Consider the following 26,362-nt stretch of genomic DNA (forward strand, 5'->3'; position numbering starts at 1 on the left):
AGCAATGACCCACCAGTGGCGCGGAATCATCGAGGAGTACCGGGACCGGCTTCCGGTGTCCGACAGCACGCCGGTCGTGTCGCTCCGCGAGGGCGGCACGCCGCTCGTACCCGCGCAGGTGCTCTCGGAGCGCACGGGATGCGAGGTCCACCTCAAGGTGGAGGGCGCCAACCCCACCGGTTCCTTCAAGGACCGCGGTATGACCATGGCCATCACGCGGGCGAAGGAGGAGGGCGCGAAGGCCGTCATCTGCGCCTCCACCGGCAACACGTCGGCGAGCGCCGCGGCGTACGCCGTGCGCGCCGGGATGGTCTGCGCCGTCCTCGTGCCGCAGGGCAAGATCGCGCTCGGCAAGATGGGCCAGGCGCTCATCCACGGCGCCAAGATCCTCCAGGTCGACGGCAACTTCGACGACTGTCTGACGCTGGCGCGCTCGCTGTCCGACAACTACCCGGTGGCGCTGGTCAATTCGGTCAACCCGGTGCGTATCGAGGGCCAGAAGACCGCCGCCTTCGAGATCGTGGACATGCTCGGCGACGCGCCCGACATCCATGTCCTTCCGGTGGGCAACGCGGGCAACATCACCGCGTACTGGAAGGGGTACACGGAGTACGCCGCCGACGGCATCGCCGGACGGACCCCGCGCATGTGGGGGTTCCAGGCCTCCGGCTCCGCGCCCATCGTGCGCGGCGAGGTGGTCAAGGACCCGTCGACCATCGCCACCGCGATCCGGATCGGCAACCCGGCCTCGTGGCAGTTCGCGCTGGCCGCCCGGGACGAGTCGGGCGGCCTCATCGACGAGGTGACGGACCGTGAGATCCTGCGCGCCTACCGGCTGTTGGCGGCACAGGAGGGCGTCTTCGTCGAGCCCGCGTCCGCCGCGTCCGTCGCCGGTCTGCTGAAGGCCGCCGAGCAGGGCAAGGTCGACCCGGGGCAGCGCATCGTCTGCACCGTCACCGGCAACGGTCTCAAGGACCCCGACTGGGCCGTCGCCGGCGCTCCCCAGCCGGTCACGGTCCCGGTGGACGCGGCGACGGCGGCGGAGCGGCTCGGTCTGGCGTAGTCCCGGGCCCGCTCCGGCCGAGGTCCAGGACCGGTCCGCCGGTCCGCCGGTCGAGGGTTCAGGACCGGTCCGTCGGCCGTGGTGCAGGACCGGTCCGGTGGGAAGCCGGGCCGGGTCTGCTGCCAGGGCAGGGGCAGGGGGCAGGGGGCAGGTCAGGGGCAGGTCAGGGCCGGTCCGGTCCGAAGTCGCTCTCGATCCGGGGTGACGTCACGACCGGTCCGGTCCCGGAGCAGGCCCGGATTGGCGGAAAACCGGCCCCGGACTGGCGCGAAGTCAGGCCTTGTCCGGCGTGAATCCGCCGGTGGTGACACGCCGGGCGTGAACCCGGAGCGCGGGCCGGGCGGACTCTTCTCGAGCCGTCCGTCCCGGGGAACTCGCTGTGAACGGGCGGGAAACCGTCCGAAAGCCGACGGAAACCGCCCGCTCGCGGGGGGTATCCCCATGTCGACCCGACGGGGGGTGCACGAGGGGCTTACGACACGCATCGTGCGCCTCCTGTGCGCCCTATGTCGCCACAGAACCTTCCTTCGATAGGCTGTACCGAACCCGCCCGCCGCATATGCCGCGGTGCCGCGCGGTCTTTGCGGACTCCGGGTCCTGGTTGCCCGTCCGTCGCAGTTCGTCTCGTGGTTCATCTCGCAGTTCTCGGAAATCTCGTACATCACGCAGCTCAAGGAGAGTCATCGAGCGATGGCCGGTCCAGCGTTCCGCGCCGCCGCCGTCCGGGTGCGCGTCCCCGCCACCAGTGCCAACCTCGGCCCGGGTTTCGACGCCTTCGGCCTGTCACTGGGGCTCTACGACGACGTGGTCGTCCGGGTGGCCGACTCAGGACTGCACATCGACATCGCGGGTGAGGGCAGCGAGACGCTGCCGCGCGACGAGAAGCACCTCCTCGTACGTTCCCTGCGCACCGCTTTCGACCTGCTCGGCGGACAGCCGCGCGGCCTCGAGATCGTCTGCGCCAACCGCATCCCGCACGGCCGGGGTCTCGGCTCCTCGTCGGCCGCCATCTGCGCCGGCATCGTCGCCGCCCGCGCGGTGACGATAGGCGGGGACAACAGGCTCGACGACACCGCGCTCCTGGAGCTCGCCACCGAGATCGAGGGACACCCCGACAACGTCGCGGCCTGTCTGCTCGGCGGGTTCACGCTCTCCTGGATGGAGTCCGGTGCCGCGCGGGCCATCAGGATGGACCCCGCCGACTCCATCGTCCCGGTGGTCTTCGTCCCCGGGAAGCCCGTGCTCACCGAGACCGCGCGCGGCCTGTTGCCGCGCACCGTCCCGCATGTCGACGCCGCCGCCAACGCGGGCCGCGCCGCACTGCTCGTCGAGGCGCTGACCCGGCGTCCCGAGTTGCTGCTGCCCGCGACCGAGGACCGGCTGCACCAGGAGTACCGCGCTCCGGCGATGCCGGAGAGCGCCGCCCTCGTGGAGCGCCTGCGCGCCGACGGCATCCCGGCGGTGATCTCCGGCGCGGGACCCACGGTCCTCGCGCTGGCGGACCGCGCGTCGGCCGACAAGGTGGCTGATCTCGCAGGTCAGAGCTGGGCCGCCAACCGTCTGGACCTCGACGCACAGGGGGCGTGCGTGCTGCCCCTCGCACCCGTCGAGGTCGATTGACGACGCACGGTCGCCGGATTTGGAGAGGGGGAATGTTTGTTGGATCCGGTAGTGTTAACCTCAAGTCTGCACCCGACCCCACCATGGCGAGGTGCTTCGCGTCCCTGTCCGGGACACCCATTCTTCCGGGAGCCTCCCAAACTGCTACGTGCCTTGCATTGGGTGCTATGCGCTGAGCAGTGCTGAGCACGCTCCGGAACCGGCGTGACCGAGCCGATGACACCGAACCTCAGTGCCACGGCTCCGGAACCGTCATCATCTGCAATGTCTTCCGCCGCTTTGGCGGACCACCGCCCCGGCACGGTCCACACAGCAAGGGCCAATGCCGGACAGCACAACCGGTCGCCGAGCCAGACAGGCCGACGTCCGCTCCAGGGAAGGACCCTTCGTGAGCGACACCACCGATCTGATGGGCGCACGTGTCGAGGAGACCGCTGCCGCGCCCGCCACGGACGCCTCCGCGCCTGCCACCGGTGCCGGCTCCAGGCGACGCCGCGGTACCGGCCTCGAAGGCATGGTGCTGGCCGAGCTGCAGCAGGTCGCATCCGGCCTCGGAATCAGGGGCACCGCGCGGATGCGCAAGAGCCAGCTGATCGAGGTCATCAAGGAGGCGCAGGCCGGAGCGGGCGCTCCGGCCAAGACGGCGTCCGACGCCGCCGCCGAGACCAAGCCGAAGCGCCGGACCGCCTCGAAGGCCCGTACGGGTGACGAGGCCGCCGCGCCGGCCGAGGCCAAGGCCGAGAAGGCCGCCGAGAAGGCCGTGGCCCAGCAGCAGATCGAGATCCCCGGCCAGCCGGCCGGAGGTCCCTCCCGCCCGAGCGAGGCCGACCGCGGGGGAGACGACGCCCCCGCCGAGCGCCGCCGTCGCCGTGCCACCGCCGAGGCGGGCAGCCCCGAGACGGTCACCGCCGAGGCGAAGACCGAGACGCAGGGCGACGCCGAGAGCGCCGAGGGCCGTCGTGAGCGCCGTGACCGCCGTGACCGCGACCGGGGCGGCCGTGACCGCGACCGCCGTCCGGTCAAGGGCGACGAGCAGCAGGGCGGCCAGGGTGCCGGCCAGCAGCGCCCGGACCGTCAGGAGCGCCAGGACCGTCCGGACCGTCAGCAGCAGGGCGGCGGCCGTCAGGACCGTCAGCAGCAGCCGCGTGACAGCGGTCCCCGCGACAACGGTCCCCGTGACAACGGCCCGCAGGACGACGACGACTTCGAGGGCGGGCGCCGCGGGCGCCGCGGCCGCTACCGTGACCGCCGTGGGCGTCGTGGACGCGACGAGATCGCCGAGCCGCAGGTCGCCGACGACGACGTGCTGATCCCCGTCGCGGGCATCCTCGACATCCTCGACAACTACGCGTTCATCCGTACGTCGGGCTACCTCCCGGGTCCCAACGACGTGTACGTCTCCCTCGCCCAGGTCCGCAAGAACGGCCTGCGCAAGGGTGACCACGTCACCGGTGCGGTCCGTCAGCCCAAGGACGGCGAGCGCCGCGAGAAGTTCAACGCGCTCGTGCGCCTGGACTCCACCAACGGCATGGCCCCCGACTCCGGTCGCGGGCGCCCGGAGTTCAACAAGCTGACGCCGCTCTACCCGCAGGACCGGCTCCGTCTGGAGACCGACCCGGGTGTGCTGACGACCCGCATCATCGACCTCGTCGCGCCCATCGGAAAGGGCCAGCGCGGTCTGATCGTGGCCCCGCCGAAGACCGGCAAGACCATGATCATGCAGGCGATCGCGAACGCGATCACGCACAACAACCCCGAGTGCCACCTGATGGTCGTCCTGGTCGACGAGCGTCCGGAAGAGGTCACCGACATGCAGCGGTCGGTCAAGGGCGAGGTCATCTCCTCGACCTTCGACCGTCCGGCCGAGGACCACACCACGGTCGCCGAGCTCGCCATCGAGCGTGCCAAGCGCCTGGTGGAGCTGGGCCACGACGTCGTCGTGCTGCTCGACTCGATCACGCGTCTGGGCCGTGCGTACAACCTCGCCGCCCCGGCCTCCGGCCGCATCCTGTCCGGTGGTGTCGACTCGACCGCGCTCTACCCGCCGAAGCGCTTCTTCGGTGCCGCGCGCAACATCGAGGACGGCGGCTCGCTGACCATCCTGGCCACCGCGCTCGTCGACACCGGCTCGCGCATGGACGAGGTCATCTTCGAGGAGTTCAAGGGCACCGGCAACGCCGAGCTCAAGCTCGACCGGAAGCTCGCCGACAAGCGTGTCTTCCCGGCGGTGGACGTGGACGCGTCCGGTACCCGTAAGGAAGAGCTCCTGCTCGGCAGCGACGAGCTCGCCATCACCTGGAAGCTGCGTCGCGTGCTCCACGCGCTCGACCAGCAGCAGGCGATCGAGCTGCTGCTCGACAAGATGAAGCAGACGAAGTCGAACGCCGAGTTCCTGCTCCAGATCCAGAAGACGACGCCGTCGCCGGGCAACAACAACGACTGACGTCTTCACGGCCGAGGTCGTCCGCGACCGGAGTTCGCAGGGCAGAAACCGCAAAGGGCCGCCCCCGTCACCCAGGTGACGGGGGCGGCCCTTTGCGCTGTTCGGCACACGTGTACGATCGCGCCCTTGAACACCTGCTGAAGCAGATCTGAACTCTTATCTCTGAGGGGGGACTTGAGTGGATACGTCCACGCCCGGGGGCGGTAGGCACAGACGCCGCATACGGATCGCCGTTCCGGTCGTCGCGGCCGGCCTCGCCGCCGCCGTCGCCGGTGCGCTCCTGGTGTCGTCCGCGAACGCCACGCCCAGCCCGACGCTGCCCACGCCCACCGTGCGGCTCGCCAACGCCACGCCGTCCCAGGCCGCGCTGGAGAAGCGCGTCGCGGGCGCTCTGGCCGGTGACGACACCGCGGGCCGGACGACCCGGAAGGCGTCCCTGAGCGCCGCCACGAACACGGCGCGCGTCGACCCGAAGATCATCGGCGGTACCACGACCACCATCTCCACGGCCCCGTGGATGGCGCAGCTCTGGTACTACGACGACAAGGGCACCACCAGCGAGGCCGACGACCTCGGCTTCTTCTGCGGTGGCTCCGTCGTGTCGCCGACGAAGATCCTCACCGCCGCGCACTGCGTCAAGGGCTACGACTGGAAGGCCAACGGCGCCGTCATCACCGGCACCGCCCAGCTGCCGACCAGCGACTCGGCGGGCAACACCAACCTGCACGGCGGTACGGTCACCGGCGCCTGGCGCCAGTGGAACCACCCGTCGTACAGCTCGACGACCATCGACAACGACATCGCGGTCATCACGCTGGCGAGGCCCGTCACGGCCAAGCCGATCCGCATGACGACGTCCGGTGACACCACGTCGTACGCGTCCGGCACCAACGCGACGCTGTACGGCTGGGGCCGCACCACCTCCACCACGCAGGACATCTCCGAGACGCTGAAGACGGCCACGCTGCCGATCAACTCGGACACCACCTGCTCCGCCGCCTACGGCAGCGACTTCGTCAAGGGCCACATGGTCTGCGCGGGCAAGAAGGCGACCGGCTCCGACGCCGGCACCACCACCGCCTGCAACGGCGACTCGGGCGGCCCGCTGATCGTCGGCGGCCGCATCGTCGGTGTCGTGTCCTGGGGTGTCGAGGACTGCGTCGCCGCCGGCGCGTACAGCGTCTTCTCGAAGGTCAGCACCTACGTCGGCGCCGCCTGGCCGCGCGTCGAGGACAGCAACCTGAACGACGACCACAAGGCCGACCTGTGGGTCCGTAACTCGTCCACGAAGACGGGCTACGAGAAGGACTCCAACGGCACCTCGTTCGGCGCGCGCCAGTCGTGGGGCTCGTGGGACGGCGTGAACGTCGTGCTCCAGGCCGACCTCAACCGGGACGGCTACCAGGACTTCGTCGTGCGCGAGAGCGCCACCGGTGACGTCCACTGGATGCACTGGCTGCCGTCCACCGAGGAGTGGGGCAACGACAGGATCTTCACCAACTGGAAGACCCGCACCCGGATCATCGCCCCCGGCGACCTCACCGGCGACGGCCTGCCCGACATGCTCTCCGTCGACTCCGCCGGAGCGATGTGGGAGTACCCGGGCAAGGGCAACGGCACCTTCTCGGCGCGCGTCCAGGTCCGCACCGGCTGGAACCAGTACAACTCCATCCGCGCGCACGGCGACTTCACCGGCGACGGCAAGGCCGACCTGATCGCGCGCAGCTCGTCCGGCTCGTACGTCTACCTGTACAAGGGCACCGGCAAGACCGGCAGCGACGCCTTCTCCGCCCGCGTCAAGGTGCGCACCTGGGCCGACTACAACGCCTTCGACGCCCCCGGTGACGTGACCGGCGACGGCAAGGCCGACTTCCTGGCCCGCACCCCCGGCGGCACGCTCTACCTGTACCCCGGGACCGGAAAGGCCACCTCCGAGATTTTTGCCACGAGGATCTCGGTCGGTATTGATTTCAAGCAGTACGACATCTTCGGCTGACATCGCAGGTGAGCGGGTTCTTCCCGCTCCGGCCGAGTGCACAGGGTGCCCACCGCGTCACGCGGTGGGCACTTTGCGTCGCGCAACCCTTTCCCGGGTTTCCCCGTCTGACCGTACGGAGTGACCATGGAGCGGTACGCCTCGTCACCACCAGATGGGCCTGGCCCTGAAAGCAGGGGGTAACCGACCGTAAAGAGGAAGCCGAGGTACACATGCCCGCCGAGAGCACGCCGGAGCCCGCCATACCGGGCGACCCCGGCGACAGCGCCCCGCCCCGACCGAAGGGCGGCCGCCGCAAGGCCCGCAGCCCGCGCAGCAAGGCCCTGCTCGTCACGGCCTGGACCGCGGCGGGTGTCGTGGCGCTCGGCGGCGCCGGAGCCGGGTACCTGTTCTTCAAGCTCAACGGCAACCTCAAGAGCGTCGACATCAACCAGGCGCTCGGCAGCGACCGGCCCCTGAAGGTCGACAACGGCTCGGAGAACATCCTGGTCCTGGGCTCCGACACCCGCTCCGGAACCAACAAGAAGCTCGGCGGCGGCACCGACGACGGCAGCGCCCGGTCCGACACCGCGATGATCGTCCACGTGTACAAGGGCCACAAGCGGGCCAGCGTGGTCTCCGTCCCCCGTGACACCCTCGTCGAGCGGCCCTCCTGCACCGACTCCCAGGGCACCGTCCACGGCGCGGTCTCCGGCGCGATGTTCAACTCCGCCTACTCCACCGGCGGCGCCGCCTGCGCGGTGAAGACCGTCGAGTCCATGACCGGCATCCGCATGGACCACTACATCGAGATCGACTTCAGCGGCTTCCAGAAGCTGGTCGACGACCTCGGCGGCGTCACGGTCACCACGACCAAGGCCATCTCCGACAAGGAGAGCCATCTGCACCTGGCGGCCGGGTCCCACGAGCTCGACGGCAAGCAGGCGCTCGGCCTGGTCCGTACCCGGCACGGCGTCGGCGACGGCTCCGACCTCGGCCGCATCCAGCTCCAGCAGGCGTTCATGAAGGCCCTGGTCGACCAGGTCAAGCACGTCGGGCTCCTGTCCAACCCGAAAAAGCTGTACGACCTCGCCGACACCGCGACCAAGACGGTGACCACCGACTCCGACCTCGGCAGCGTCACCGACCTCGCCTCCTTCGCGGGCGGCCTCAAGGGCATCGGCTCGTCCCACATGACCATGGTGACGATGCCGGTCCAGTACGACCCGGCCGACGCCAACCGCGTCCTGGTCGACAAGGCCAGGTCCGAGCTGATGTGGAAGGCGCTGAAGGCCGACCGGCCGATCCCGAAGGCGGCCACCGAGGGAACCGCCACCGGCACCGCGAAGGGCGTCGTCAGCCCCGGCTGAGCCCCCGCCGAGCCCCGGCCGAGTCCGTGCGGCTCGGGCGCGGACCGTCCCCGAGCGGCACGGGGCCGCACGGGGAATAGATCGTCGTGTCCCTCCGTTTTGGGGGATACGGCCAGTGCTGGCAGACTGGTACGTCGGCCCCGGTTCACGCATCCGCATCCAGCGGCGGCGACCCGGTGCCCTCCCGAAACTAGGAGACACCTTGAAGCGCGACATCCACCCCGAGTACGTCGAGACGCAGGTCAGCTGTACCTGTGGCGCGTCGTTCACCACCCGCAGCACGATCTCCAGCGGTACCGTCCGCGCCGAGGTCTGCTCCGAGTGCCACCCGTTCTACACGGGCAAGCAGAAGATCCTCGACACCGGTGGCCGTGTGGCCCGCTTCGAGGCCCGCTTCGGCAAGGCTGCCGCTGCCAACAAGTAGCGAGCCCACAGCGCCGGTCTTCGGAGTCCCCCGCACGGGGACGCCGGGACCGGCGCTTTGCGGTCCAGCCCCCTCCCCGGGCTCTCGACACGTTCGAGCAGGGGAACCCCACGCCGTACCTACGTCCCCACGCCCTGCACAGAGCCGGGGACAGTCCATTGGAGCCGGAGATGTTCGAGGCGGTCGAGGAACTGATCGGCGAGCACGCCGATCTGGAGAAGAAGCTCGCTGACCCGTCGGTGCACGCCGACCAGGCCAACGCGCGCAAGCTCAACAAGCGCTACGCCGAGCTGACCCCGATCGTCGCGACGTACCGCTCCTGGAAGCAGACCGGGGACGACATCGGCACGGCCAAGGAGTTCGCCGCCGACGACCCCGACTTCGCCGCCGAGGTCAAGGTCCTGGAGAAGCAGAAGGAGGAGCTCACCGAGAAGCTCCGCCTGCTGCTGGTCCCGCGCGACCCGAGCGACGACAAGGACGTCATCCTGGAGATCAAGGCGGGCGCCGGCGGCGACGAGTCCGCCCTGTTCGCCGGTGACCTGCTGCGCATGTACCTGCGCTACGCCGAGCGCGTCGGCTGGAAGACCGAGATCATCGACTCCACCGAGTCCGAGCTCGGCGGCTACAAGGACGTCCAGGTCGCCGTGAAGACCAAGGGCGGCCAGGGTGCGACCGAGCCCGGTCAGGGCGTCTGGGCCCGCCTGAAGTACGAGGGCGGCGTGCACCGCGTGCAGCGCGTGCCCTCGACCGAGTCGCAGGGCCGGATCCACACCTCCGCCGCCGGTGTCCTCGTCACGCCCGAGGCCGAGGAGGTCGACGTCGAGATCCTCGCGAACGATCTCCGTATCGACGTCTACCGCTCCTCGGGCCCCGGCGGTCAGTCCGTCAACACGACCGACTCCGCGGTGCGCATCACGCACATTCCCACCGGAGTCGTCGCTTCCTGCCAGAACGAGAAGAGCCAGCTGCAGAACAAGGAGCAGGCGATGCGTATCCTGCGCTCCAGGCTCCTCGCGGCGGCGCAGGAGGAGGCGGAGCGGGAAGCCTCCGACGTCCGCCGCAGCCAGGTCCGCACGGTCGACCGCTCCGAGAAGATCCGTACGTACAACTTCCCGGAGAATCGCATCTCGGACCACCGCGTCGGCTTCAAGGCGTACAACTTGGACCAGGTGCTGGACGGCGAGCTCGACGCGGTCATCCAGGCCTGTGTCGACGCGGACTCGGCCGCCAAGCTCGCCAACGCGTAACTGCAAACGACAACAGCTCAGCCCCGGAGGACCAGCGTGCAGCAACATTTTGGGGGTCGACCCCCGAACCCCCGCAGCGTGCTGCTCGCGGAAGTGGCCCAGGCCACCCAGCGGCTGGCCGACGCCGGCGTGCCCTCGCCCCGCAACGACGCGGAGGAGCTCGCCGCCTTCGTGCACGGCGTGAAGCGAGGCGAGCTGCACACCGTCAAGGACGCGGACTTCGACGCCCGCTACTGGGAGGTGACCGCGCGCCGCGAGGCCCGCGAGCCGCTCCAGCACATCACCGGGCGCGCCTACTTCCGCTACCTCGAACTCCAGGTGGGGCCCGGCGTCTTCGTCCCCCGCCCGGAGACCGAGTCGGTCGTCGGCTGGGCCATAGACGCCGTCCGCGCGATGGACGTCGTCGAACCGATGATCGTCGACCTGTGCACCGGCTCGGGCGCCATCGCGCTCGCCCTCGCCCAGGAGGTCCCGCGCTCCCGCGTGCACGCCGTGGAGCTGTCCGAGGACGCCTTCCGGTGGACGCGCAAGAACGTCGAGGGGTCCAGGGTCGACCTGCGCCAGGGAGACGCCCTCACGTCGTTCCCGGACCTCGACGGCCAGGTCGACCTGGTGATCTCCAACCCTCCGTACATCCCGCTCACCGAATGGGAGTACGTGCAGCCGGAGGCCCGGGACTACGACCCGGAGCTCGCCCTGTTCTCCGGCGAGGACGGACTCGACCTCATCCGCGGCATCGAGCGCACCGCGCACCGGCTGCTGCGGCCCGGCGGCGTCGTCGTCATCGAGCACGCCGACACCCAGGGCGGACAGGTGCCGTGGATCTTCACCGAGGAGCGGGGCTGGGCCGACGCGGCCGACCACCCGGACCTCAACAACCGGCCGCGGTTCGCGACCGCCCGCAAGGCGATGCCGTGAGCGCGGCTCACCCGGTCCCGGCGCGCGGTGGCGCCGTGGTGCGCCCGCGCGTCGGCTTCGCCCGCATCGCGTTTCTTCGCACCCCCAGCCAGCAGTACGTGTATGAGGAGGCCCGCTAAATGGCACGGCGATACGACACCAACGACGCGACCGACCGCACCACAGGTCTGCGTGAGGCGGCGTCCGCCGTCCGCCGTGGCGAACTGGTGGTCCTCCCCACCGACACCGTCTACGGCATCGGCGCCGACGCGTTCACCTCGGAGGCCGTCGCCGACCTGCTCGACGCCAAGGGCCGGGGCCGCAACATGCCCACCCCTGTCCTCATCGGCTCCCCGAACACCCTGCACGGGCTCGTCACGGACTTCTCCGAGATGGCCTGGGAGCTCGTCGACGCGTTCTGGCCGGGCGCCCTGACCCTCGTCGCCAAGCACCAGCCGTCGCTCCAGTGGGACCTGGGGGACACCCGGGGCACGGTGGCGATCCGTATGCCGCTGCACCCCGTCGCCATCGAGCTCCTCACGGAGGTCGGCCCGATGGCCGTCTCCTCCGCCAACCTCACCGGCCACCCCGCGCCGGAGGACTGCGACGCCGCCCAGGGCATGCTCGGCGACTCCGTCTCGGTCTACCTGGACGGCGGCCCGACCCCGGGCAACGTGCCCTCCTCGATCGTCGACGTCACCGGCAAGGTCCCCGTCCTGCTGCGCGCGGGCGCCCTGTCGGCGGAGGAGCTCCGCAAGGTCGTACCCGACCTCGAGGTGGCGAATTGACAGCCCCCGAGTCCCCCGGGCTCCCGGCTCGGCCGGAGCAGGGAGCAGTCCCATGCGTGGCATAGGCGCGGGGTTCACCGGGGCCGGCGGATCCCCGAGCGGGGCCTTCCGCATCCTCCACGTCAGCACCGGCAACGTGTGCCGCTCGCCGATCACCGAGCGGCTGACCCGGCATGCCCTGGCGGACCGGCTGGGCGACCCCCTGTGGGGCGGCCTCATCGTGGAGAGCGCCGGCACCTGGGGCCACGAGGGCGCGCCCATGGAAGCCAACGCCGCGACCGTCCTGACCGACTTCGGCGCGGACCCCTCCGGCTTCGTCGGGCGCGAGCTCCTCGACGACCACGTCATCCGCGCCGACCTGGTCCTGACGGCCACCCGCGACCACCGCGCCCAGGTCATCTCCATGGGCCACTCCGCCGGCCTGCGCACCTTCACGCTGAAGGAGTTCACCCGGTTGGTGCGCGCCATAGACAGCTCGACCCTGCCGCCCCTCCAGGACGGCGTGGTCGAGCGCGCCGTCGCGCTGGTACGGGCCGCCGCCGCGCTGCGCGGCTGGCTGCTGGCCCCGACCGCGGAGGCCGACGAGGTGTACGACCCCTACGGGGCGCCCCTGCCGTTCTTCCGGTCCATCGGGGACGAGATCAACGAGGCACTGGACCCGGTCGTCACTGCTCTGACGGGGGTACCCGCGCGGACGTGACACCGGGCGTGCGACCGGTCCCGGTTCTACATTGGACATAAGCGTCCCCCCGCAGATGTCCGGAGTCCACCATGCCGGTCGCCACCATGCCCGAAGCGGATGTCCTGAGCCGCCAGGATCCCGAGCTCGCCGAGATCCTGCGCGGTGAGCTGGACCGGCAGTCGACCACGCTGCAGCTCATCGCGGCGGAGAACTTCACCTCGCCGGCCGTGCTGGCCGCGCTCGGCTCACCGCTGGCGAACAAGTACGCCGAGGGGTATCCCGGCGCCCGCCACCACGGCGGCTGCGAGATCGTCGACGTCGCCGAGCGGATCGCCGTCGACCGCGCCAAGGCCCTCTTCGGCGCCGATCACGCCAACGTCCAGTCCCACTCCGGGAGTTCGGCCGTCCTGGCCGCGTACGCCGCCCTGCTGCGCCCCGGGGACACCGTGCTGGCGATGGGCCTGCCCTTCGGCGGTCATCTGACCCACGGGTCGCCCGCGAACTTCTCCGGCCGCTGGTTCGACTTCGTCGGCTACGGGGTCGAGGCGGAGTCGGGACTGATCGACTACGAGCAGGTGCGCACCCTGGCCCGTGCCCGCCGCCCCAAGGCCGTCGTCTGCGGATCGATCTCGTACCCGCGGCACATCGACTACGCGCTGTTCCGGGAGATCGCCGACGAGGTCGGCGCCTATCTCATCGCGGACGCCGCCCACCCGATCGGGCTCGTCGCGGGGGGAGCGGCGCCGAACCCGGTGCCGTACGCCGACGTCGTGTGCGCCACCACGCACAAGGTGCTCCGGGGGCCGCGCGGCGGCATGGTCCTGTGCGGTGGCGAACTGGCGGAGCGGGTCGACCGGGCCGTCTTCCCGTTCACCCAGGGCGGCGCCCAGATGAACACCATCGCGGCCAAGGCCGTCGCGTTCGGCGAGGCGGCGACCCCGGCCTTCACGGCGTACGTCCATCAGGTGACCGCCAACGCCCGGGTGCTGGCCGCGGGTCTCGAGGCGGAGGGGCTCGCGGTCACCACGGGCGGCACCGACACCCATCTGCTGGTCGCGGATCCGGTACCGCTCGGCGTCGACGGGCGCAGCGCGCGCGGCCGGCTGGCCGCCGCCGGTATGGTCCTCGACACCTGTGCGCTGCCTCACGGCGACGCCCGGGGTCTGCGGCTCGGCACCGCGGCGCTGACCACCCAGGGGATGGGCGAGCCGGAGATGGCACGGGTCGCGGCACTGTTCGCGGGGGTGCTCCGGGACGAGATCGAGAGCCGGGCGGCACGCGAGGAAGTGCGGGAACTGACCGGAAGATTTCCGCCTTATCCGGACTGACCGGGGGTACGCGTACCGAGGCGCACAGCCACACGTGCAACCATCGTCGCTACCCGAAAGTCCTCAACCATATGCGTGCATCGCTAGGGTGTGGGGCTGTGATGGCCAGCGAGACCTGTGGGGAAGCCCGTGCGTGAATACCTGCTGACGCTCTGCATCACGGCCGCGGTGACGTACCTGCTGACAGGGCCGGTACGGAAATTCGCGATCGTGGCCGGAGCCATGCCGGAAATCCGGGCGCGCGACGTGCACCGTGAACCCACGCCGAGGCTCGGCGGCATCGCGATGTTCTTCGGACTGTGCGCCGGTCTGCTGGTCGCGGACCACCTGACGAACCTCAACGAGGTCTTCGCCAACTCGAACGAACCGCGTGCCCTTCTCTCCGGAGCCGCGCTGATCTGGCTGATCGGCGTGCTGGACGACAAGTTCGAGATCGACGCCCTGATCAAGCTCGGCGGCCAGATGATCGCCGCCGGCGTGATGGTCGTGCAGGGTCTGACGATCCTGTGGCTGCCGATCCCCGGGGTCGGGCTGGTCGCGCTGACCCAGTGGCAGGGCACGCTGCTGACGGTGGCGCTCGTCGTCATCACCATCAACGCGGTCAACTTCGTGGACGGCCTCGACGGACTGGCCGCCGGCATGGTGTGCATCGCGTCCGCCGCGTTCTTCCTGTACGCCTACCGGATCTGGTACTCGTACGGCATCGAGGCGGCCGCCCCGGCGACGCTGTTCGCGGCGATCCTGATGGGCATGTGCCTGGGCTTCCTGCCGCACAACATGCATCCCGCGCGGATCTTCATGGGCGACTCCGGGTCGATGCTCATCGGTCTGGTGCTGGCCGCCGGCGCGATCTCCATCACCGGGCAGATCGACCCCGACGTGATGAACCTCTTCACCGGTTCCCCGCGCAACACCGTGCACCAGACGGTGCCCGTGTTCATCCCGCTGCTGCTGCCGCTGACGATCATCGCGATCCCGGCCGCCGACCTGGTGCTCGCCATCGTGAGGCGCACCTGGCGCGGGCAGTCGCCGTTCGCCGCCGACCGGGGGCATCTGCACCACCGCCTCCTGGAGGTCGGCCACTCGCACAGCCGGGCCGTCCTGATCATGTACTTCTGGTCGGCGCTGATCTCCTTCGGCGCCCTCGCGTACTCGGTCAACTCCGGGGCCATGTGGAGCGTGCTCGTCATCGCGGCGCTCAGCGCGGTCGGTCTCGTGCTGCTCCTGCTGCCGCGCTTCACACCGCGCGCCCCGCGCTGGGCCGAGCACCTCCTGCCGCCGCGCTACCGCCGCCGCAGGGCCGCCGCGGCCGCGGCCCGGGAGGTGGCGCCCGTGACCCACGAGGCGGCGCTCGAGAGCGAGCCGGACGAGGCGCGTGAGCACAGTGCTCCGGCGGTCGCCGGAGTCGCGGGAGTCAATGGAGCGACGGCGATCGGGACCCGTGCGCGACTTCTGGACCGGCGCGAGGCCGAGTCCTCGCGCTAGCCGAAGGTAAGAATCTGACTAACGCGTGACCAAATCGTGGGGAAGCAAAGCGCCCCAATACCAGACAAAGGGGCGCTTGAAATGCACAGACGCGCAGCTTCACTCTCATGTGTGACAGTCAGCACACCAACCAGGTAAAGACCTCATCAAATAGTTTGTGATACGGTTCACGAGAACCCAGGGCAGAGCCGAAGGACCCCAGTACGAAGGTCCTTTGGCGTGAGGTTCTCTCTCAGCCCGGGACTACGCTCGTCCATGACGACACGCCCCCCTTAGCAAGCGGAGTTGCCGCCATGCCGTCCAATGACGTCCGGATCCTCCTTCAGGCCGCTGTACCCACAGCTGCCGTCGGCGCGATTGCCGCCGTCGTCAGCGGTGTGGTCGCCGGCGGCAAGGGAGCGCTCGGGGCGGTCATCGCGACGCTGGTGGTCGTCCTCTTCATGGGGCTCGGCCTCTACGTCCTGCAGCGCACCGCCAAATCGCTTCCGCACTTGTTCCAGGCGATGGGTCTCCTGCTGTACACGGCGCAGATTCTTCTGCTGTTCATCTTTGTCGCCGCGTTCAAGAACACATCGCTGTTCAATCCCAAGTCCTTCGCGCTCACCCTGGTCGCCACCACACTCGTGTGGATCGGCGCACAGGCACGTGCCCATATGAAGGCCAAGATCCTCTACGTCGAACCCGACTCCTCGAAGGCCGAAAAGCCCGAAAACAAGGGGCACTCGTCGTGAGGGGTAGGGCCGGGATAAGTGCACGCGGGAGATCCTGCTATCGTCCGGTGCCAACTGCGGCATCGCGGGCGCGGGCATCTGAGCTGACGCCTGTTCGATCGCGAGGCTTGATGCCCCACTGCCGCCCCCACATCCGTAACACCAGTCCAGTGCCGAACCGCGGCTGTGCGCCGCGCCGACACAACGAGGTTGCCGTACCTATGCGCCACGCTGAAGGAGCCCGCGGTGAGTGCTGACCCGACGCAGGTGCTCGCCTTCGAGACCGACTGCCACATCTTCGACGGCTGTGGCTTCCCGGCTCCCGGGCTGCACTCGTTCCTGTTCGAACCCCTCTGGGGCGACGGGGACAGCAACTTGTACTTCAACAAGACGATGCTCCTGGCGCTGCTCGGCTCGATCGTCGTCGTCGGCTTCTTCTGGGCCGCCTTCCGCAAGCCGAAGGTCGTCCCGGGCAAGCTGCAGATGGTCGCCGAGACCGGCTACGACTTCATCCGCCGCGGTGTCGTCTACGAGACGATCGGCAAGAAGGAGGGCGAGAAGTACGTTCCGCTGATCGTCTCGCTGTTCTTCTTCATCTGGATGATGAACCTCTGGTCGATCATTCCGGTCGCGCAGTTCCCGGTCACGGCGATCATCGCCTACCCCGCGGTTCTCGCCCTGATCGTCTACGTCGTCTGGGTGTCCCTGACGTTCAAGCGCCACGGATTCGTCGGAGCGTTCAAGAACTTCAGCGGCTACGACAAGTCGCTGGGCCCGGTCCTCCCGCTGGCCATGTTCATCGAGCTGCTCTCCAACCTGATCGTCCGGCCGTTCACGCACGCGGTGCGACTCTTCGCGAACATGTTCGCGGGTCACACCCTGCTGCTGCTGTTCACGATCGCGTCCTGGTACCTGCTCAACGGCTTCGGGATCGCCTACGCCGGCGTCTCGTTCGTCATGGTCATCGTCATGACGGCCTTCGAGCTGTTCATCCAGGCCCTGCAGGCGTACGTGTTCGTGCTGCTGACCTGCACCTTCATCCAGGGCGCGCTGGCCGAGCACCACTGAGCGCCCGTCTCTGAACCCGCAGTCGTCCGGTGGCCAACCCCCACCGGTCCGTAAAGAAAAGGAAGAACTGGCATGTCCCAGACCCTTGCCGCTGTCTCCGGCTCGCTCGGCTCGATCGGTTACGGCCTCGCGGCCATCGGCCCCGGCGTCGGCGTCGGCATCATCTTCGGTAACGGCACCCAGGCTCTCGCCCGTCAGCCCGAGGCCGCCGGTCTGATCCGCGCCAACCAGATCCTCGGCTTCGCCTTCTGTGAGGCGCTCGCCCTCATCGGTCTGGTCATGCCGTTCGTCTACGGCACCTGATCCACCCGATCAGCGACAGCCCACTAGACGAAAGGCACTGACATGAGCCACCTGCTCATTCTGGCGGCCGAGGAGAAGGAAAATCCCCTCATCCCGCCGATCCCCGAGCTTGTCATCGGCCTGCTCGCCTTCGTCATCGTCTTCGGCTTCCTGGCCTGGAAGCTTCTCCCGAACATCAACAAGGTTCTGGAGCAGCGCCGCGAGGCCATCGAGGGCGGTATCGAAAAGGCCGAGGCCGCGCAGACCGAGGCCCAGAGCGTTCTCGAGCAGTACAAGGCTCAGCTCGCCGAGGCCCGTCACGAGGCCGCGCGCCTGCGCCAGGAGGCACAGGAGCAGGGCGCCACGCTCATCGCCGAGATGCGCGCGGAAGGCCAGCGGCAGCGCGACGAGATCGTCGCCGCCGGTCACACGCAGATCGACGCCGACCGCAAGGCCGCCGCTCAGTCGCTGCGTCAGGACGTCGGCACGCTTGCCACCGACCTGGCCGGCAAGCTGGTCGGCGAGTCCCTCGAGGACCACGCCCGCCAGAGCCGCGTCATCGACCGTTTCCTCTCCGAGCTTGAGGAGAAGGCCGAGGCGGCTCGATGACTGCACACGGAGCGAGCCGCGAGGCAACCGCAGCCGCACGTGAGCGTCTCGACGCGCTGACGGACTCGACGTCCGTGGACGCGGCCCAGCTCTCCGACGAGCTGGCCGCGGTCACCGCGCTGCTCCACCGCGAGGTGTCGCTGCGTCGGGTCCTCACCGACCCGGCGCAGCCCGGCGAGGCCAAGGCCGAGCTGGTCCGGCGCCTGCTGGGCACCCAGGTGGGCGGCAGCGCCGCCGACCTGGTCTCCGGCATGGTGCGTTCCCGCTGGTCGCAGCCCCGTGACCTGGTGGACGCCCTCGAGGAGCTCACCGCCACCGCCGACCTCACGGCGGCGCAGCGGACGGGCGCGCTCGACAACGTCGAGGACGAGCTGTTCCGCTTCGGCCGGATCGTCGCCTCGAACACCGAGCTGCGCGCCGCGCTGACCGACCGGGCCGCCACCACGGCGGCCAAGAGCGAGCTGCTGCGCAGCCTGCTCGGCGGCCGGGCCGACGTGACGACCGAGCGTCTGGTGACGCGCCTCGTGACCGCGCCCCGCGGACGTAGCCTGGAAGCGGGACTCGAGTCCCTGTCCAGGCTCGCCGCCGAGCGCCGCGACCGCATGGTCGCCGTGGTCACCTCGGCGGTGCCGCTGAGCGACGGACAGAAGCAGCGCCTCGGCGCCTCTCTGGCCAAGCTCTACGGCCGCCCGATGCACCTCAACCTCGACGTGGACCCCGATGTCCTCGGCGGGATCCGGGTGCAGGTCGGCGACGAGGTCATCAACGGCTCCATCGCGGACCGTCTCGAGGACGCCGCCCGCCGCATGGCGAGCTAGTAATCCCATAAGCAGTACGCAATTACGGCCCTGGTTGGGCCGTGCAGAGGATTCACCTCTCATCGGGGGGAGTCCCCCATCCCCCCAAGTGAAACTTCGGGCCCAACAAGGAGAGCAGGGAACCCAGATGGCGGAGCTCACGATCCGGCCGGAGGAGATCCGGGACGCACTGGAGAACTTTGTCCAGTCGTACCAGCCGGACGCGGCCTCGCGCGAGGAGGTCGGTACGGTCACCGTCGCCGGCGACGGTATCGCCAAGATCGAGGGTCTTCCCTCGGCCATGGCGAACGAGCTGCTGAAGTTCGAGGACGGAACCCTCGGCCTCGCGCTGAACCTGGAAGAGCGCGAGATCGGTGCGGTCGTCCTCGGCGAGTTCAGCGGTATCGAAGAAGGCCAGCCGGTGCAGCGCACCGGTGAGGTGCTGTCCGTCGCCGTGGGCGAGGGCTACCTCGGCCGCGTCGTCGACCCGCTCGGCAACCCGATCGACGGCCTCGGCGAGATCGAGACGTCCGGCCGCCGCGCCCTCGAGCTGCAGGCCCCGGGCGTCATGGTCCGCAAGTCGGTGCACGAGCCGATGGAGACGGGCTACAAGGCCGTCGACGCGATGACCCCGATCGGCCGTGGCCAGCGTCAGCTGGTCATCGGCGACCGTCAGACCGGCAAGACCGCGCTGGCCGTCGACACGATCATCAACCAGCGCGACAACTGGCGCTCGGGCGACACCAAGAAGCAGGTCCGCTGCATCTACGTCGCCATCGGCCAGAAGGGTTCGACCATCGCCTCCGTGCGTGGCGCCCTCGAAGAGGCCGGCGCGCTGGAGTACACGACCATCGTCGCCGCCCCGGCGTCCGACCCGGCCGGCTTCAAGTACCTTGCGCCGTACACCGGTTCGGCCATCGGTCAGCAGTGGATGTACGAGGGCAAGCACGTCCTCATCATCTTCGACGACCTCTCGAAGCAGGCCGACGCCTACCGCGCCGTGTCCCTCCTGCTCCGCCGTCCGCCGGGCCGCGAGGCCTACCCCGGTGACGTCTTCTACCTGCACTCCCGTCTGCTGGAGCGCTGCGCGAAGCTCTCCGACGACCTGGGCGCCGGTTCGATGACGGGTCTGCCGATCGTCGAGACCAAGGCGAACGACGTGTCGGCGTTCATCCCGACCAACGTCATCTCCATCACCGACGGCCAGTGCTTCCTCGAGTCCGACCTGTTCAACGCCGGCCAGCGTCCGGCCCTGAACGTCGGTATCTCGGTCTCCCGCGTCGGTGGCTCGGCCCAGCACAAGGCGATGAAGCAGGTCTCCGGCCGTCTTCGCCTCGACCTGGCCCAGTACCGCGAGCTGGAGGCGTTCGCCGCCTTCGGTTCCGACCTGGACGCCGCGTCGAAGGCGCAGCTGGAGCGCGGTCAGCGTCTGGTCGAGCTGCTCAAGCAGGCTCAGTACCAGCCGATGCCGACCGAGGACCAGGTCGTCTCCGTGTGGTCCGCCACCACGGGCAAGATGGACGACGTACCGGTCGCCGACATCCGCCGCTTCGAGAAGGAGCTCCTGGAGTACCTGCACCGCAAGGAGCAGGGCCTCATGACCTCCATCAAGGAGGGCGGCAAGATGTCGGACGACACGCTCACCGCCATCGCCGACGGCATCACGGAGTTCAAGAAGCAGTTCGAGACCTCGGACGGGAAGCTTCTCGGCGAGGACGCTCCGGCCGCCGCCAAGTGACGTAAGGAAGGGACCTGACTCATGGGAGCCCAGCTCCGGGTCTACAAGCGTCGCATCCGATCCGTCACCGCGACCAAGAAGATCACCAAGGCGATGGAGATGATCGCCGCCTCGCGCGTCGTCAAGGCGCAGCGCAAGGTGGCGGCCTCCACGCCGTACGCGACCGAGCTCACCCGCGCGGTCACGGCGGTCGGTACCGGCTCGAACACCAAGCACCCGCTGACCACGGAGGCGGAGACGGCGACCCGTTCCGCGGTGCTGCTCCTCACGAGCGACCGCGGTCTGGCCGGCGCCTTCAACTCCAACGCCATCAAGGCGGCGGAGCTGCTGACCGCCCGTCTCGAGGCCGAGGGCAAGACGGTCGACACGTACATCGTCGGCCGCCGTGGTCTGGCCCACTACAACTTCCGCGAGCGCAAGGTCGTGGAGTCGTGGTCGGGTTTCACCGACGAGCCCACCTACGCGGACGCGAAGAAGGTCGCGGGTCCGCTGATCGAGGCCATCGAGAAGGACACGGCGGACGGCGGCGTGGATGAACTCCACATCGTCTACACCGAGTTCGTCTCGATGATGACGCAGTCGGCCATCGACGGCCGTCTGCTGCCGCTTCGCCTCGAAGAGGTCGCGGAGGAGGCGCCGAAGGGCGAGATCCTCCCGCTGTTCGAGTTCGAGCCGTCGGCGGAGGACGTCCTCGACGCCCTGCTGCCGCGCTACGTCGAGAGCCGTATCTACAACGCGCTGCTCCAGTCGGCTGCTTCCAAGCACGCCGCCACGCGCCGCGCGATGAAGTCGGCGACCGACAACGCGGGAGACCTGATCACCACGCTCTCCCGACTTGCCAATGCGGCCCGCCAGGCCGAAATCACCCAGGAAATCAGCGAGATCGTCGGCGGCTCCGCAGCCCTTGCCGACGCGACCGCGGGGAGTGACAAGTAATGACGACGACTTCTGAGACGGCCGTTGCCACGGGCCGCGTCGCCCGGGTCATCGGCCCGGTCGTCGACGTGGAGTTCCCCGTCGACGCGATGCCGGACATCTACAACGCCCTTCACGTCGAGGTGGCCGACCCGGCCAACGCCGGCGAGAAGAAGACGCTGACCCTGGAAGTCGCCCAGCACCTGGGTGACGGCCTGGTCCGTACGATCTCCATGCAGCCCACCGACGGTCTGGTCCGCCAGGCCGTGGTCACCGACACCGGAACGGGCATCAGCGTCCCGGTCGGTGACTTCACCAAGGGCAAGGTGTTCAACACCCTCGGTGAGGTGCTGAACTCCGACGAGAAGTACTCGGGCGAGCGCTGGTCCATCCACCGCAAGGCCCCGCGCTTCGACGAGCTCGAGTCGAAGACCGAGATGTTCGAGACCGGCGTCAAGGTCATCGACCTTCTCACCCCGTACGTCAAGGGTGGAAAGATCGGTCTGTTCGGTGGTGCCGGCGTCGGCAAGACGGTGCTCATCCAGGAGATGATCTACCGCGTCGCCAACAACCACGACGGTGTCTCCGTGTTCGCCGGTGTCGGTGAGCGCACGCGTGAGGGCAACGACCTCATCGAGGAGATGTCCGAGTCGGGCGTCATCGACAAGACCGCGCTCGTCTTCGGCCAGATGGACGAGCCCCCGGGCACCCGTCTGCGCGTGGCCCTCGCGGGTCTGACCATGGCGGAGTACTTCCGCGATGTGCAGAAGCAGGACGTGCTGTTCTTCATCGACAACATCTTCCGCTTCACGCAGGCCGGTTCCGAGGTCTCGACCCTGCTCGGCCGTATGCCCTCCGCGGTGGGTTACCAGCCGAACCTGGCCGACGAGATGGGTCTCCTCCAGGAGCGCATCACCTCGACCCGTGGTCACTCGATCACCTCGATGCAGGCGATCTACGTCCCCGCGGACGACCTGACCGACCCGGCCCCGGCCACCACGTTCGCCCACCTCGACGCGACGACGGTTCTCTCCCGTCCGATCTCCGAGAAGGGCATCTACCCGGCCGTGGACCCGCTGGACTCCACGTCCCGCATCCTGGACCCCCGCTACATCGCGGCGGACCACTACGCGGCCGCGATGCGCGTCAAGTCGGTTCTCCAGAAGTACAAGGACCTTCAGGACATCATCGCGATCCTCGGTATCGACGAGCTGGGCGAGGAGGACAAGCTCACCGTCCACCGCGCCCGTCGCGTGGAGCGCTTCCTGTCCCAGAACACCCACGTCGCCAAGCAGTTCACCGGCGTCGACGGGTCGGACGTCCCGCTGGACGAGTCGATCGCGGCCTTCAACGCGATCATCGACGGTGAGTACGACCACTTCCCGGAGCAGGCGTTCTTCCTCTGCGGTGGCATTGAGGACCTCAAGGCCAACGCCAAGGAGCTCGGCGTCTCCTGAACCTCGTGTTCTGAGTGAGGGGGCGGGACCGCGCCTCGCGGGGTGCGGTCCTTCCCCCTCCGTACGCCTACTAGACTTTGACCCAACACCCGGCAGCAACGCCGGGTGGTGACCCGAGGAGCCCACCTTGGCTACTGAGCTGCACGTCGAGCTCGTCGCCGCGGACCGCAGTGTCTGGTCCGGCGAGGCCACCCTGGTCGTCGCGCGTACCGCGTCCGGCGACATCGGCGTCATGCCCGGTCACCAGCCGCTTCTCGGTGTGCTGGAGTCGGGCCCGGTGACCATTCGTACGAGTGATGGCGGAACGGTCATCGCCGCGGTGCACGGCGGTTTCATCTCGTTCGCCGACAACAAGCTGTCGCTGCTGGCCGAGATCGCCGAGCTTTCGGACGAGATCGACGTCCAGCGTGCGGAGCGGGCGCTCGAGCGCGCGAAGTCGGACGCCGACGCGTCCGCCGAGCGTCGCGCGGACGTCCGCCTGCGTGCGGTGGCGACCCGCTGACCATCGGTGCGACCCCGGCACCGCAGGCGCCGGGGGAGCACTGTGCAAGGCTTTGACTCAGCCGCGGCTGGGACCGGATCACTCCGGCCCTGGCCGCGGCTGAGGCGAATCCGGAAGTTTTTTCTTTTCCGTTACCTAGGAGACGAGGAGGTCGGTGTCGATGGTCCTCGCTCTGACTGTGTGCGGAGTGGTAGTGGCGCTCGTGGTGGTGGGGCTGTTCGTCTTCGGCCTCCGCCGCCGGCTCATCCAGCGTTCCGGCGGAACGTTCGACTGCAGCCTGCGCTGGGACGTCCCCGAGAAGGGTGACCCCAGCGGCAAGGGCTGGAGCTACGGAGTGGCCCGCTACAACGGCGACCGGATCGAGTGGTACCGCGTCTTCTCCTACGCCCCCCGCCCGCGCCGCGTCCTCGAACGCTCGGCGATCGAGGTGGACGGCCGTCGCGCCGCCGCGGGCGAGGAGGAGCTCGCGCTGCTCTCGGACGCGATCATCCTGGTCTGCCTCCATCGCGGGACGCGTCTCGAGCTGGCGATGAGCGAGGACGCGCTGACGGGATTCCTCGCCTGGCTGGAGGCGGCCCCGCCCGGACAACGGGTGAACGTCGCGTAGCGACGTTCAGGGCCCCGTTGGATGGGGGTCCCCCCGGCCGCGGAGCGGTTGGGGGAGGGTGAACGTCGCGTAGCGACGTCCAGGGCCCCCTCGGGGGAGTGCGAACGCCGCCTGAGGCCCCCGACCCCCGACCCCCGACAGCGAACCGCGGGCAGACCATGAGGTCTGCCCGCGGTTCGTTTCGTGGTGCGGGGTGGAGCGGTGATCGCTACGGGCCGGTGATCAGCTCAGGCCGCTGTTGATGGCGCTGACCAGTTCACCGTTGCTGGTGTCACCGCTGAACTCCCAGAAGAAGGCGCCGCCCAGGCCCTGGCTCTTGGCCCACGACATCTTCGTCCCGATGGTGGCCGGGGTGTCGTACGACCACCAGTTGTTGCCGCAGTAGGCGTACGCCGTACCGGCGACGAGGCCGGTGGAGGGGCAGGACGTCTTGAGGACCTTGTAGTCCTCGATGCCCTGCTCGTACGTACCGGCGGCCGGGCCGGTCGCGGTGCCGCCGGGCGCGGACTGGGTGACCCCGGTCCAGCCGCGGCCGTAGAAGCCGATGCCGATGAGCAGCTTGCTCGCGGGCACGCCCTTCGACTTGAACTTGGCGATCGCGTCGGCCGTGGTGAAGCCCGGCGTCGGGATGCCGCTGTACGAGGTGAGCGGGGAGTGCGGGGCGGTCGGGCCCTGTGCGGCGAACGCGCCGAAGAAGTCGTACGACATCACGTTGTACCAGTCGACGTACTGCGAGGCGCCGCCGTAGTCGGCGGCGTCGATCTTGCCGCCGGAGGTGCCGTCGGCCGTGGTGGCCGCGGTGACCAGGTAGTTCGCGCCGAACTTGGCGCGCAGGGCCTGCATCAGGTTCTTGTAGGCCGCGGCACCGCTGGTGTCACAGGACAGACCGCAGGAGTTCGGGTACTCCCAGTCGATGTCGATGCCGTCGAAGACATCGGCCCAGCGCGGGTCCTCGACCAGGTTGTAGCAGGACTGCGCGAACGCGGCCGGGTTGGCGGCGGCCTGGGCGAAGCCGCCGGACCAGGTCCAGCCGCCGAAGGACCAGAGGATCTTGATGTTCGGGTACTTGGCCTTCAGCTGGCGCAGCTGGTTGAAGTTGCCGCGCAGCGGCTGGTCCCAGGTGTCGGCGACGCCGCTGACCGACTGGTCGGCGGTGAAGGCCTTGTCGTAGTCGGCGTAGGAGTCGCCGATCGCGCACTGGCCGTTGGTGACGTTGCCGAACGCGTAGTTGATGTGCGTGATCTTGGCGGCCGAGCCGGACGTCACCAGGTTCTTGACGTTGTAGTTGCGGCCGTAGATGCCCCACTCGGTGAAGTAGCCGAGCTTGATGTTCTTGCCGGTGGGCGGCGGGTCGGTGGTGCCGCCGGTGGTGTGGACCGCGACCGCGCCGCTGACCGGACCGGTCTGGTCGGCGGTGTCACGGGCCTGCACGGTGTACGAGTAGTCGGTGCCGGCGGTCAGGCCGGTGTCCGTGTACGAGGTCGTCGTGACCGTCGCGACCTTGCTGCCGCCGCGCAGGACGTCGTAGTTCTTGACGCCCTTGTCGTCGGTGGCCGCGCTCCAGGAGAGCTTCACCGAGGTGTCGGTGACCGAGGACGCGGTGGGAGTGCCCGCCGCGGAGGGCGGGTTGTCGCCGGGAACGGTGGGGCCGCCGTCACAACTGCCGCCGTTGAGCGTGCAGTTGGACGGGGAGCCGGAGCCCGCCCCGTTGAAGCCGAAGGAGACGGAGGCACCCGCGGCGAGGGCGCCGTTCCAGGACTTGTTCTTGGCGGTCCAGTGGTTGCCCGAGCTGGTGACGTCCGCGTCCCAGGCCGAGGTGACGGACGTGCCGGAGGGGAAGTCCCACTGGATCGTCCACGAACTGATCGCGGTGGTACCGGTGTTCTTGACGGTCCACTTGCCTTCGAAGCCCGTACCCCAGTCCTGGGTCTTGGAGTACGTGGCGGTGGCGCTGCCGGCGGCGTGCGCCGGACTCGCGAGACCGACCAGGCCTGCCAGGGGGAGCAGCAGGGTGGCGAGCCCTGCCGTCGCTCGTTGTCTGAAGCGCATTCCGCGCCTCCTCGGGGGGAGTTGGGGAGGGAGGGGCGTGACTGAGCCTTCACACCCACGGTGCCCGTGAGGATAGGAAGGTCTGGACCACAGGTCAATAGGTCTGGACCACTGTTTCGCCGCTGTCCTTGATCCCCAACTCCCGTGCGGGTGTTGCCCATTGGTGAACGGCTGTGCGGTTCTGACGGTCCGGCAGGCGGCTGACGTGGGCCTTCGCGGCTCCGTGTACGGCCGGCCGGAGTCCTGTGCGAGGCCGTCCGGAGCCCCGGGCGGGGACGACGAAGGGCGCCCGCGGCAGCGGGCCCG

The 26,362-nt window shown here is 69.3% G+C and carries 23 protein-coding genes; 22 read left to right on the plus strand and 1 reads right to left on the minus strand.

Annotated features, from left to right (window positions below):
- The first annotated feature begins 4 nt into the window (after positions 1-4).
- The 22 genes from thrC (at position 5) to ACFYW9_RS02110 (ending at position 24,007) form a co-directional block, all read left to right on the plus strand.
- Positions 5-1,063 (plus strand): threonine synthase, encoded by a 1,059-nt coding sequence (gene thrC, locus ACFYW9_RS02005; RefSeq protein WP_326785500.1) that lies wholly within the window; start codon positions 5-7, stop codon positions 1,061-1,063.
- Between the two features lie 690 nt (positions 1,064-1,753).
- Positions 1,754-2,683: a homoserine kinase gene (thrB, locus tag ACFYW9_RS02010; RefSeq protein ID WP_328671426.1), complete on the plus strand. Its 930-nt coding sequence runs from the start codon at positions 1,754-1,756 to the stop codon at positions 2,681-2,683.
- Positions 2,684-3,071: 388 nt separating this feature from the next.
- Positions 3,072-5,126 carry a transcription termination factor Rho gene (gene rho, locus ACFYW9_RS02015; RefSeq protein ID WP_351859463.1) on the plus strand — a complete coding sequence of 685 codons (2,055 nt, stop codon included), beginning with the start codon at positions 3,072-3,074 and terminating at the stop codon, positions 5,124-5,126.
- Between the two features lie 178 nt (positions 5,127-5,304).
- The gene (locus ACFYW9_RS02020; RefSeq protein ID WP_389143374.1) at positions 5,305-7,122 is read left to right on the plus strand and encodes a trypsin-like serine protease; all 1,818 of its coding nucleotides are present in this window, start codon (positions 5,305-5,307) and stop codon (positions 7,120-7,122) included.
- Between the two features lie 212 nt (positions 7,123-7,334).
- Positions 7,335-8,471, plus strand: coding sequence for an LCP family protein (locus tag ACFYW9_RS02025; protein ID WP_389143377.1), 1,137 nt, complete (start codon positions 7,335-7,337; stop codon positions 8,469-8,471).
- A 202-nt stretch (positions 8,472-8,673) separates the two neighbouring features.
- The gene (gene rpmE / locus ACFYW9_RS02030) at positions 8,674-8,895 is read left to right on the plus strand and encodes a 50S ribosomal protein L31 (protein WP_100595864.1); all 222 of its coding nucleotides are present in this window, start codon (positions 8,674-8,676) and stop codon (positions 8,893-8,895) included.
- A gap of 170 nt (positions 8,896-9,065) precedes the next feature.
- Positions 9,066-10,142 (plus strand): peptide chain release factor 1, encoded by a 1,077-nt coding sequence (gene prfA / locus ACFYW9_RS02035; RefSeq protein WP_389143383.1) that lies wholly within the window; start codon positions 9,066-9,068, stop codon positions 10,140-10,142.
- Between the two features lie 78 nt (positions 10,143-10,220).
- Entirely contained in the window at positions 10,221-11,060 is an 840-nt protein-coding gene (prmC, locus tag ACFYW9_RS02040; RefSeq protein WP_351859471.1) for a peptide chain release factor N(5)-glutamine methyltransferase, read from the plus strand.
- Between the two features lie 119 nt (positions 11,061-11,179).
- Positions 11,180-11,827, plus strand: coding sequence for an L-threonylcarbamoyladenylate synthase (locus ACFYW9_RS02045; RefSeq protein WP_103550972.1), 648 nt, complete (start codon positions 11,180-11,182; stop codon positions 11,825-11,827).
- Between the two features lie 52 nt (positions 11,828-11,879).
- Positions 11,880-12,527 (plus strand): protein-tyrosine-phosphatase, encoded by a 648-nt coding sequence (locus ACFYW9_RS02050; protein ID WP_351859475.1) that lies wholly within the window; start codon positions 11,880-11,882, stop codon positions 12,525-12,527.
- Positions 12,528-12,598: 71 nt separating this feature from the next.
- On the plus strand, positions 12,599-13,837 hold the full coding sequence (glyA, locus tag ACFYW9_RS02055) for a serine hydroxymethyltransferase (protein ID WP_389143388.1): 1,239 nt from the start codon (positions 12,599-12,601) through the stop codon (positions 13,835-13,837).
- A 129-nt stretch (positions 13,838-13,966) separates the two neighbouring features.
- Positions 13,967-15,322 (plus strand): MraY family glycosyltransferase, encoded by a 1,356-nt coding sequence (locus ACFYW9_RS02060; protein WP_389143391.1) that lies wholly within the window; start codon positions 13,967-13,969, stop codon positions 15,320-15,322.
- Between the two features lie 293 nt (positions 15,323-15,615).
- Positions 15,616-16,053, plus strand: coding sequence for a hypothetical protein (locus ACFYW9_RS02065; RefSeq protein WP_389143394.1), 438 nt, complete (start codon positions 15,616-15,618; stop codon positions 16,051-16,053).
- 225 nt (positions 16,054-16,278) lie between these two features.
- Positions 16,279-17,100 (plus strand): F0F1 ATP synthase subunit A, encoded by an 822-nt coding sequence (atpB, locus tag ACFYW9_RS02070; RefSeq protein WP_351859483.1) that lies wholly within the window; start codon positions 16,279-16,281, stop codon positions 17,098-17,100.
- Positions 17,101-17,172: 72 nt separating this feature from the next.
- Positions 17,173-17,403: an ATP synthase F0 subunit C gene (gene atpE, locus ACFYW9_RS02075; protein WP_028804225.1), complete on the plus strand. Its 231-nt coding sequence runs from the start codon at positions 17,173-17,175 to the stop codon at positions 17,401-17,403.
- A 42-nt stretch (positions 17,404-17,445) separates the two neighbouring features.
- The gene (locus ACFYW9_RS02080; RefSeq protein WP_389143398.1) at positions 17,446-17,991 is read left to right on the plus strand and encodes a F0F1 ATP synthase subunit B; all 546 of its coding nucleotides are present in this window, start codon (positions 17,446-17,448) and stop codon (positions 17,989-17,991) included.
- Positions 17,988-18,809, plus strand: a complete 822-nt coding sequence (locus ACFYW9_RS02085) for a F0F1 ATP synthase subunit delta (protein WP_389143401.1) — start codon at positions 17,988-17,990, stop codon at positions 18,807-18,809. The genes ACFYW9_RS02080 and ACFYW9_RS02085 overlap by 4 nt, the downstream gene beginning before the upstream one ends.
- 127 nt (positions 18,810-18,936) lie before the next feature.
- Positions 18,937-20,526, plus strand: a complete 1,590-nt coding sequence (atpA, locus tag ACFYW9_RS02090) for a F0F1 ATP synthase subunit alpha (protein ID WP_328671437.1) — start codon at positions 18,937-18,939, stop codon at positions 20,524-20,526.
- Between the two features lie 21 nt (positions 20,527-20,547).
- Complete coding sequence (locus ACFYW9_RS02095; RefSeq protein ID WP_326785482.1) at positions 20,548-21,462, plus strand: F0F1 ATP synthase subunit gamma; 915 nt, start codon at positions 20,548-20,550, stop codon at positions 21,460-21,462.
- Positions 21,462-22,898, plus strand: coding sequence for a F0F1 ATP synthase subunit beta (atpD, locus tag ACFYW9_RS02100; RefSeq protein WP_387306056.1), 1,437 nt, complete (start codon positions 21,462-21,464; stop codon positions 22,896-22,898). Before ACFYW9_RS02095 ends, atpD begins: the two co-directional genes overlap by 1 nt.
- Positions 22,899-23,025: 127 nt before the next feature.
- Positions 23,026-23,400, plus strand: coding sequence for a F0F1 ATP synthase subunit epsilon (locus ACFYW9_RS02105; protein ID WP_328448111.1), 375 nt, complete (start codon positions 23,026-23,028; stop codon positions 23,398-23,400).
- Positions 23,401-23,560: 160 nt separating this feature from the next.
- The gene (locus ACFYW9_RS02110; RefSeq protein WP_351859494.1) at positions 23,561-24,007 is read left to right on the plus strand and encodes a DUF2550 domain-containing protein; all 447 of its coding nucleotides are present in this window, start codon (positions 23,561-23,563) and stop codon (positions 24,005-24,007) included.
- 222 nt (positions 24,008-24,229) lie between these two features.
- Here ACFYW9_RS02110 and ACFYW9_RS02115 read toward each other — a convergent pair whose 3' ends face one another.
- The gene (locus ACFYW9_RS02115; protein WP_351859496.1) at positions 24,230-26,056 is read right to left on the minus strand and encodes a glycoside hydrolase family 18 chitinase; all 1,827 of its coding nucleotides are present in this window, start codon (positions 26,054-26,056) and stop codon (positions 24,230-24,232) included.
- Between the last annotated feature and the right edge of the window lie 306 nt (positions 26,057-26,362).

This window comes from Streptomyces sp. NPDC002698, from assembly GCF_042888945.1.
Classification (GTDB): Bacteria; Actinomycetota; Actinomycetes; order Streptomycetales; family Streptomycetaceae; genus Streptomyces.

Coding starts and splice junctions, on each gene's coding strand:
- prfA (WP_389143383.1), top strand. CDS start 9,066: ATGTTCGAGGCGGTCGAGGAACTGATCGGCGAGCACGCCGATCTGGAG.
- ACFYW9_RS02050 (WP_351859475.1), top strand. CDS start 11,880: ATGCGTGGCATAGGCGCGGGGTTCACCGGGGCCGGCGGATCCCCGAGC.
- ACFYW9_RS02095 (WP_326785482.1), top strand. CDS start 20,548: ATGGGAGCCCAGCTCCGGGTCTACAAGCGTCGCATCCGATCCGTCACC.
- atpD (WP_387306056.1), top strand. CDS start 21,462: ATGACGACGACTTCTGAGACGGCCGTTGCCACGGGCCGCGTCGCCCGG.
- atpA (WP_328671437.1), top strand. CDS start 18,937: ATGGCGGAGCTCACGATCCGGCCGGAGGAGATCCGGGACGCACTGGAG.
- ACFYW9_RS02085 (WP_389143401.1), top strand. CDS start 17,988: ATGACTGCACACGGAGCGAGCCGCGAGGCAACCGCAGCCGCACGTGAG.
- glyA (WP_389143388.1), top strand. CDS start 12,599: ATGCCGGTCGCCACCATGCCCGAAGCGGATGTCCTGAGCCGCCAGGAT.
- ACFYW9_RS02065 (WP_389143394.1), top strand. CDS start 15,616: ATGCCGTCCAATGACGTCCGGATCCTCCTTCAGGCCGCTGTACCCACA.
- thrB (WP_328671426.1), top strand. CDS start 1,754: ATGGCCGGTCCAGCGTTCCGCGCCGCCGCCGTCCGGGTGCGCGTCCCC.
- ACFYW9_RS02110 (WP_351859494.1), top strand. CDS start 23,561: ATGGTCCTCGCTCTGACTGTGTGCGGAGTGGTAGTGGCGCTCGTGGTG.
- thrC (WP_326785500.1), top strand. CDS start 5: ATGACCCACCAGTGGCGCGGAATCATCGAGGAGTACCGGGACCGGCTT.
- atpE (WP_028804225.1), top strand. CDS start 17,173: ATGTCCCAGACCCTTGCCGCTGTCTCCGGCTCGCTCGGCTCGATCGGT.
- ACFYW9_RS02080 (WP_389143398.1), top strand. CDS start 17,446: ATGAGCCACCTGCTCATTCTGGCGGCCGAGGAGAAGGAAAATCCCCTC.
- ACFYW9_RS02115 (WP_351859496.1), bottom strand. CDS start 26,056: ATGCGCTTCAGACAACGAGCGACGGCAGGGCTCGCCACCCTGCTGCTC.
- ACFYW9_RS02045 (WP_103550972.1), top strand. CDS start 11,180: ATGGCACGGCGATACGACACCAACGACGCGACCGACCGCACCACAGGT.
- ACFYW9_RS02025 (WP_389143377.1), top strand. CDS start 7,335: ATGCCCGCCGAGAGCACGCCGGAGCCCGCCATACCGGGCGACCCCGGC.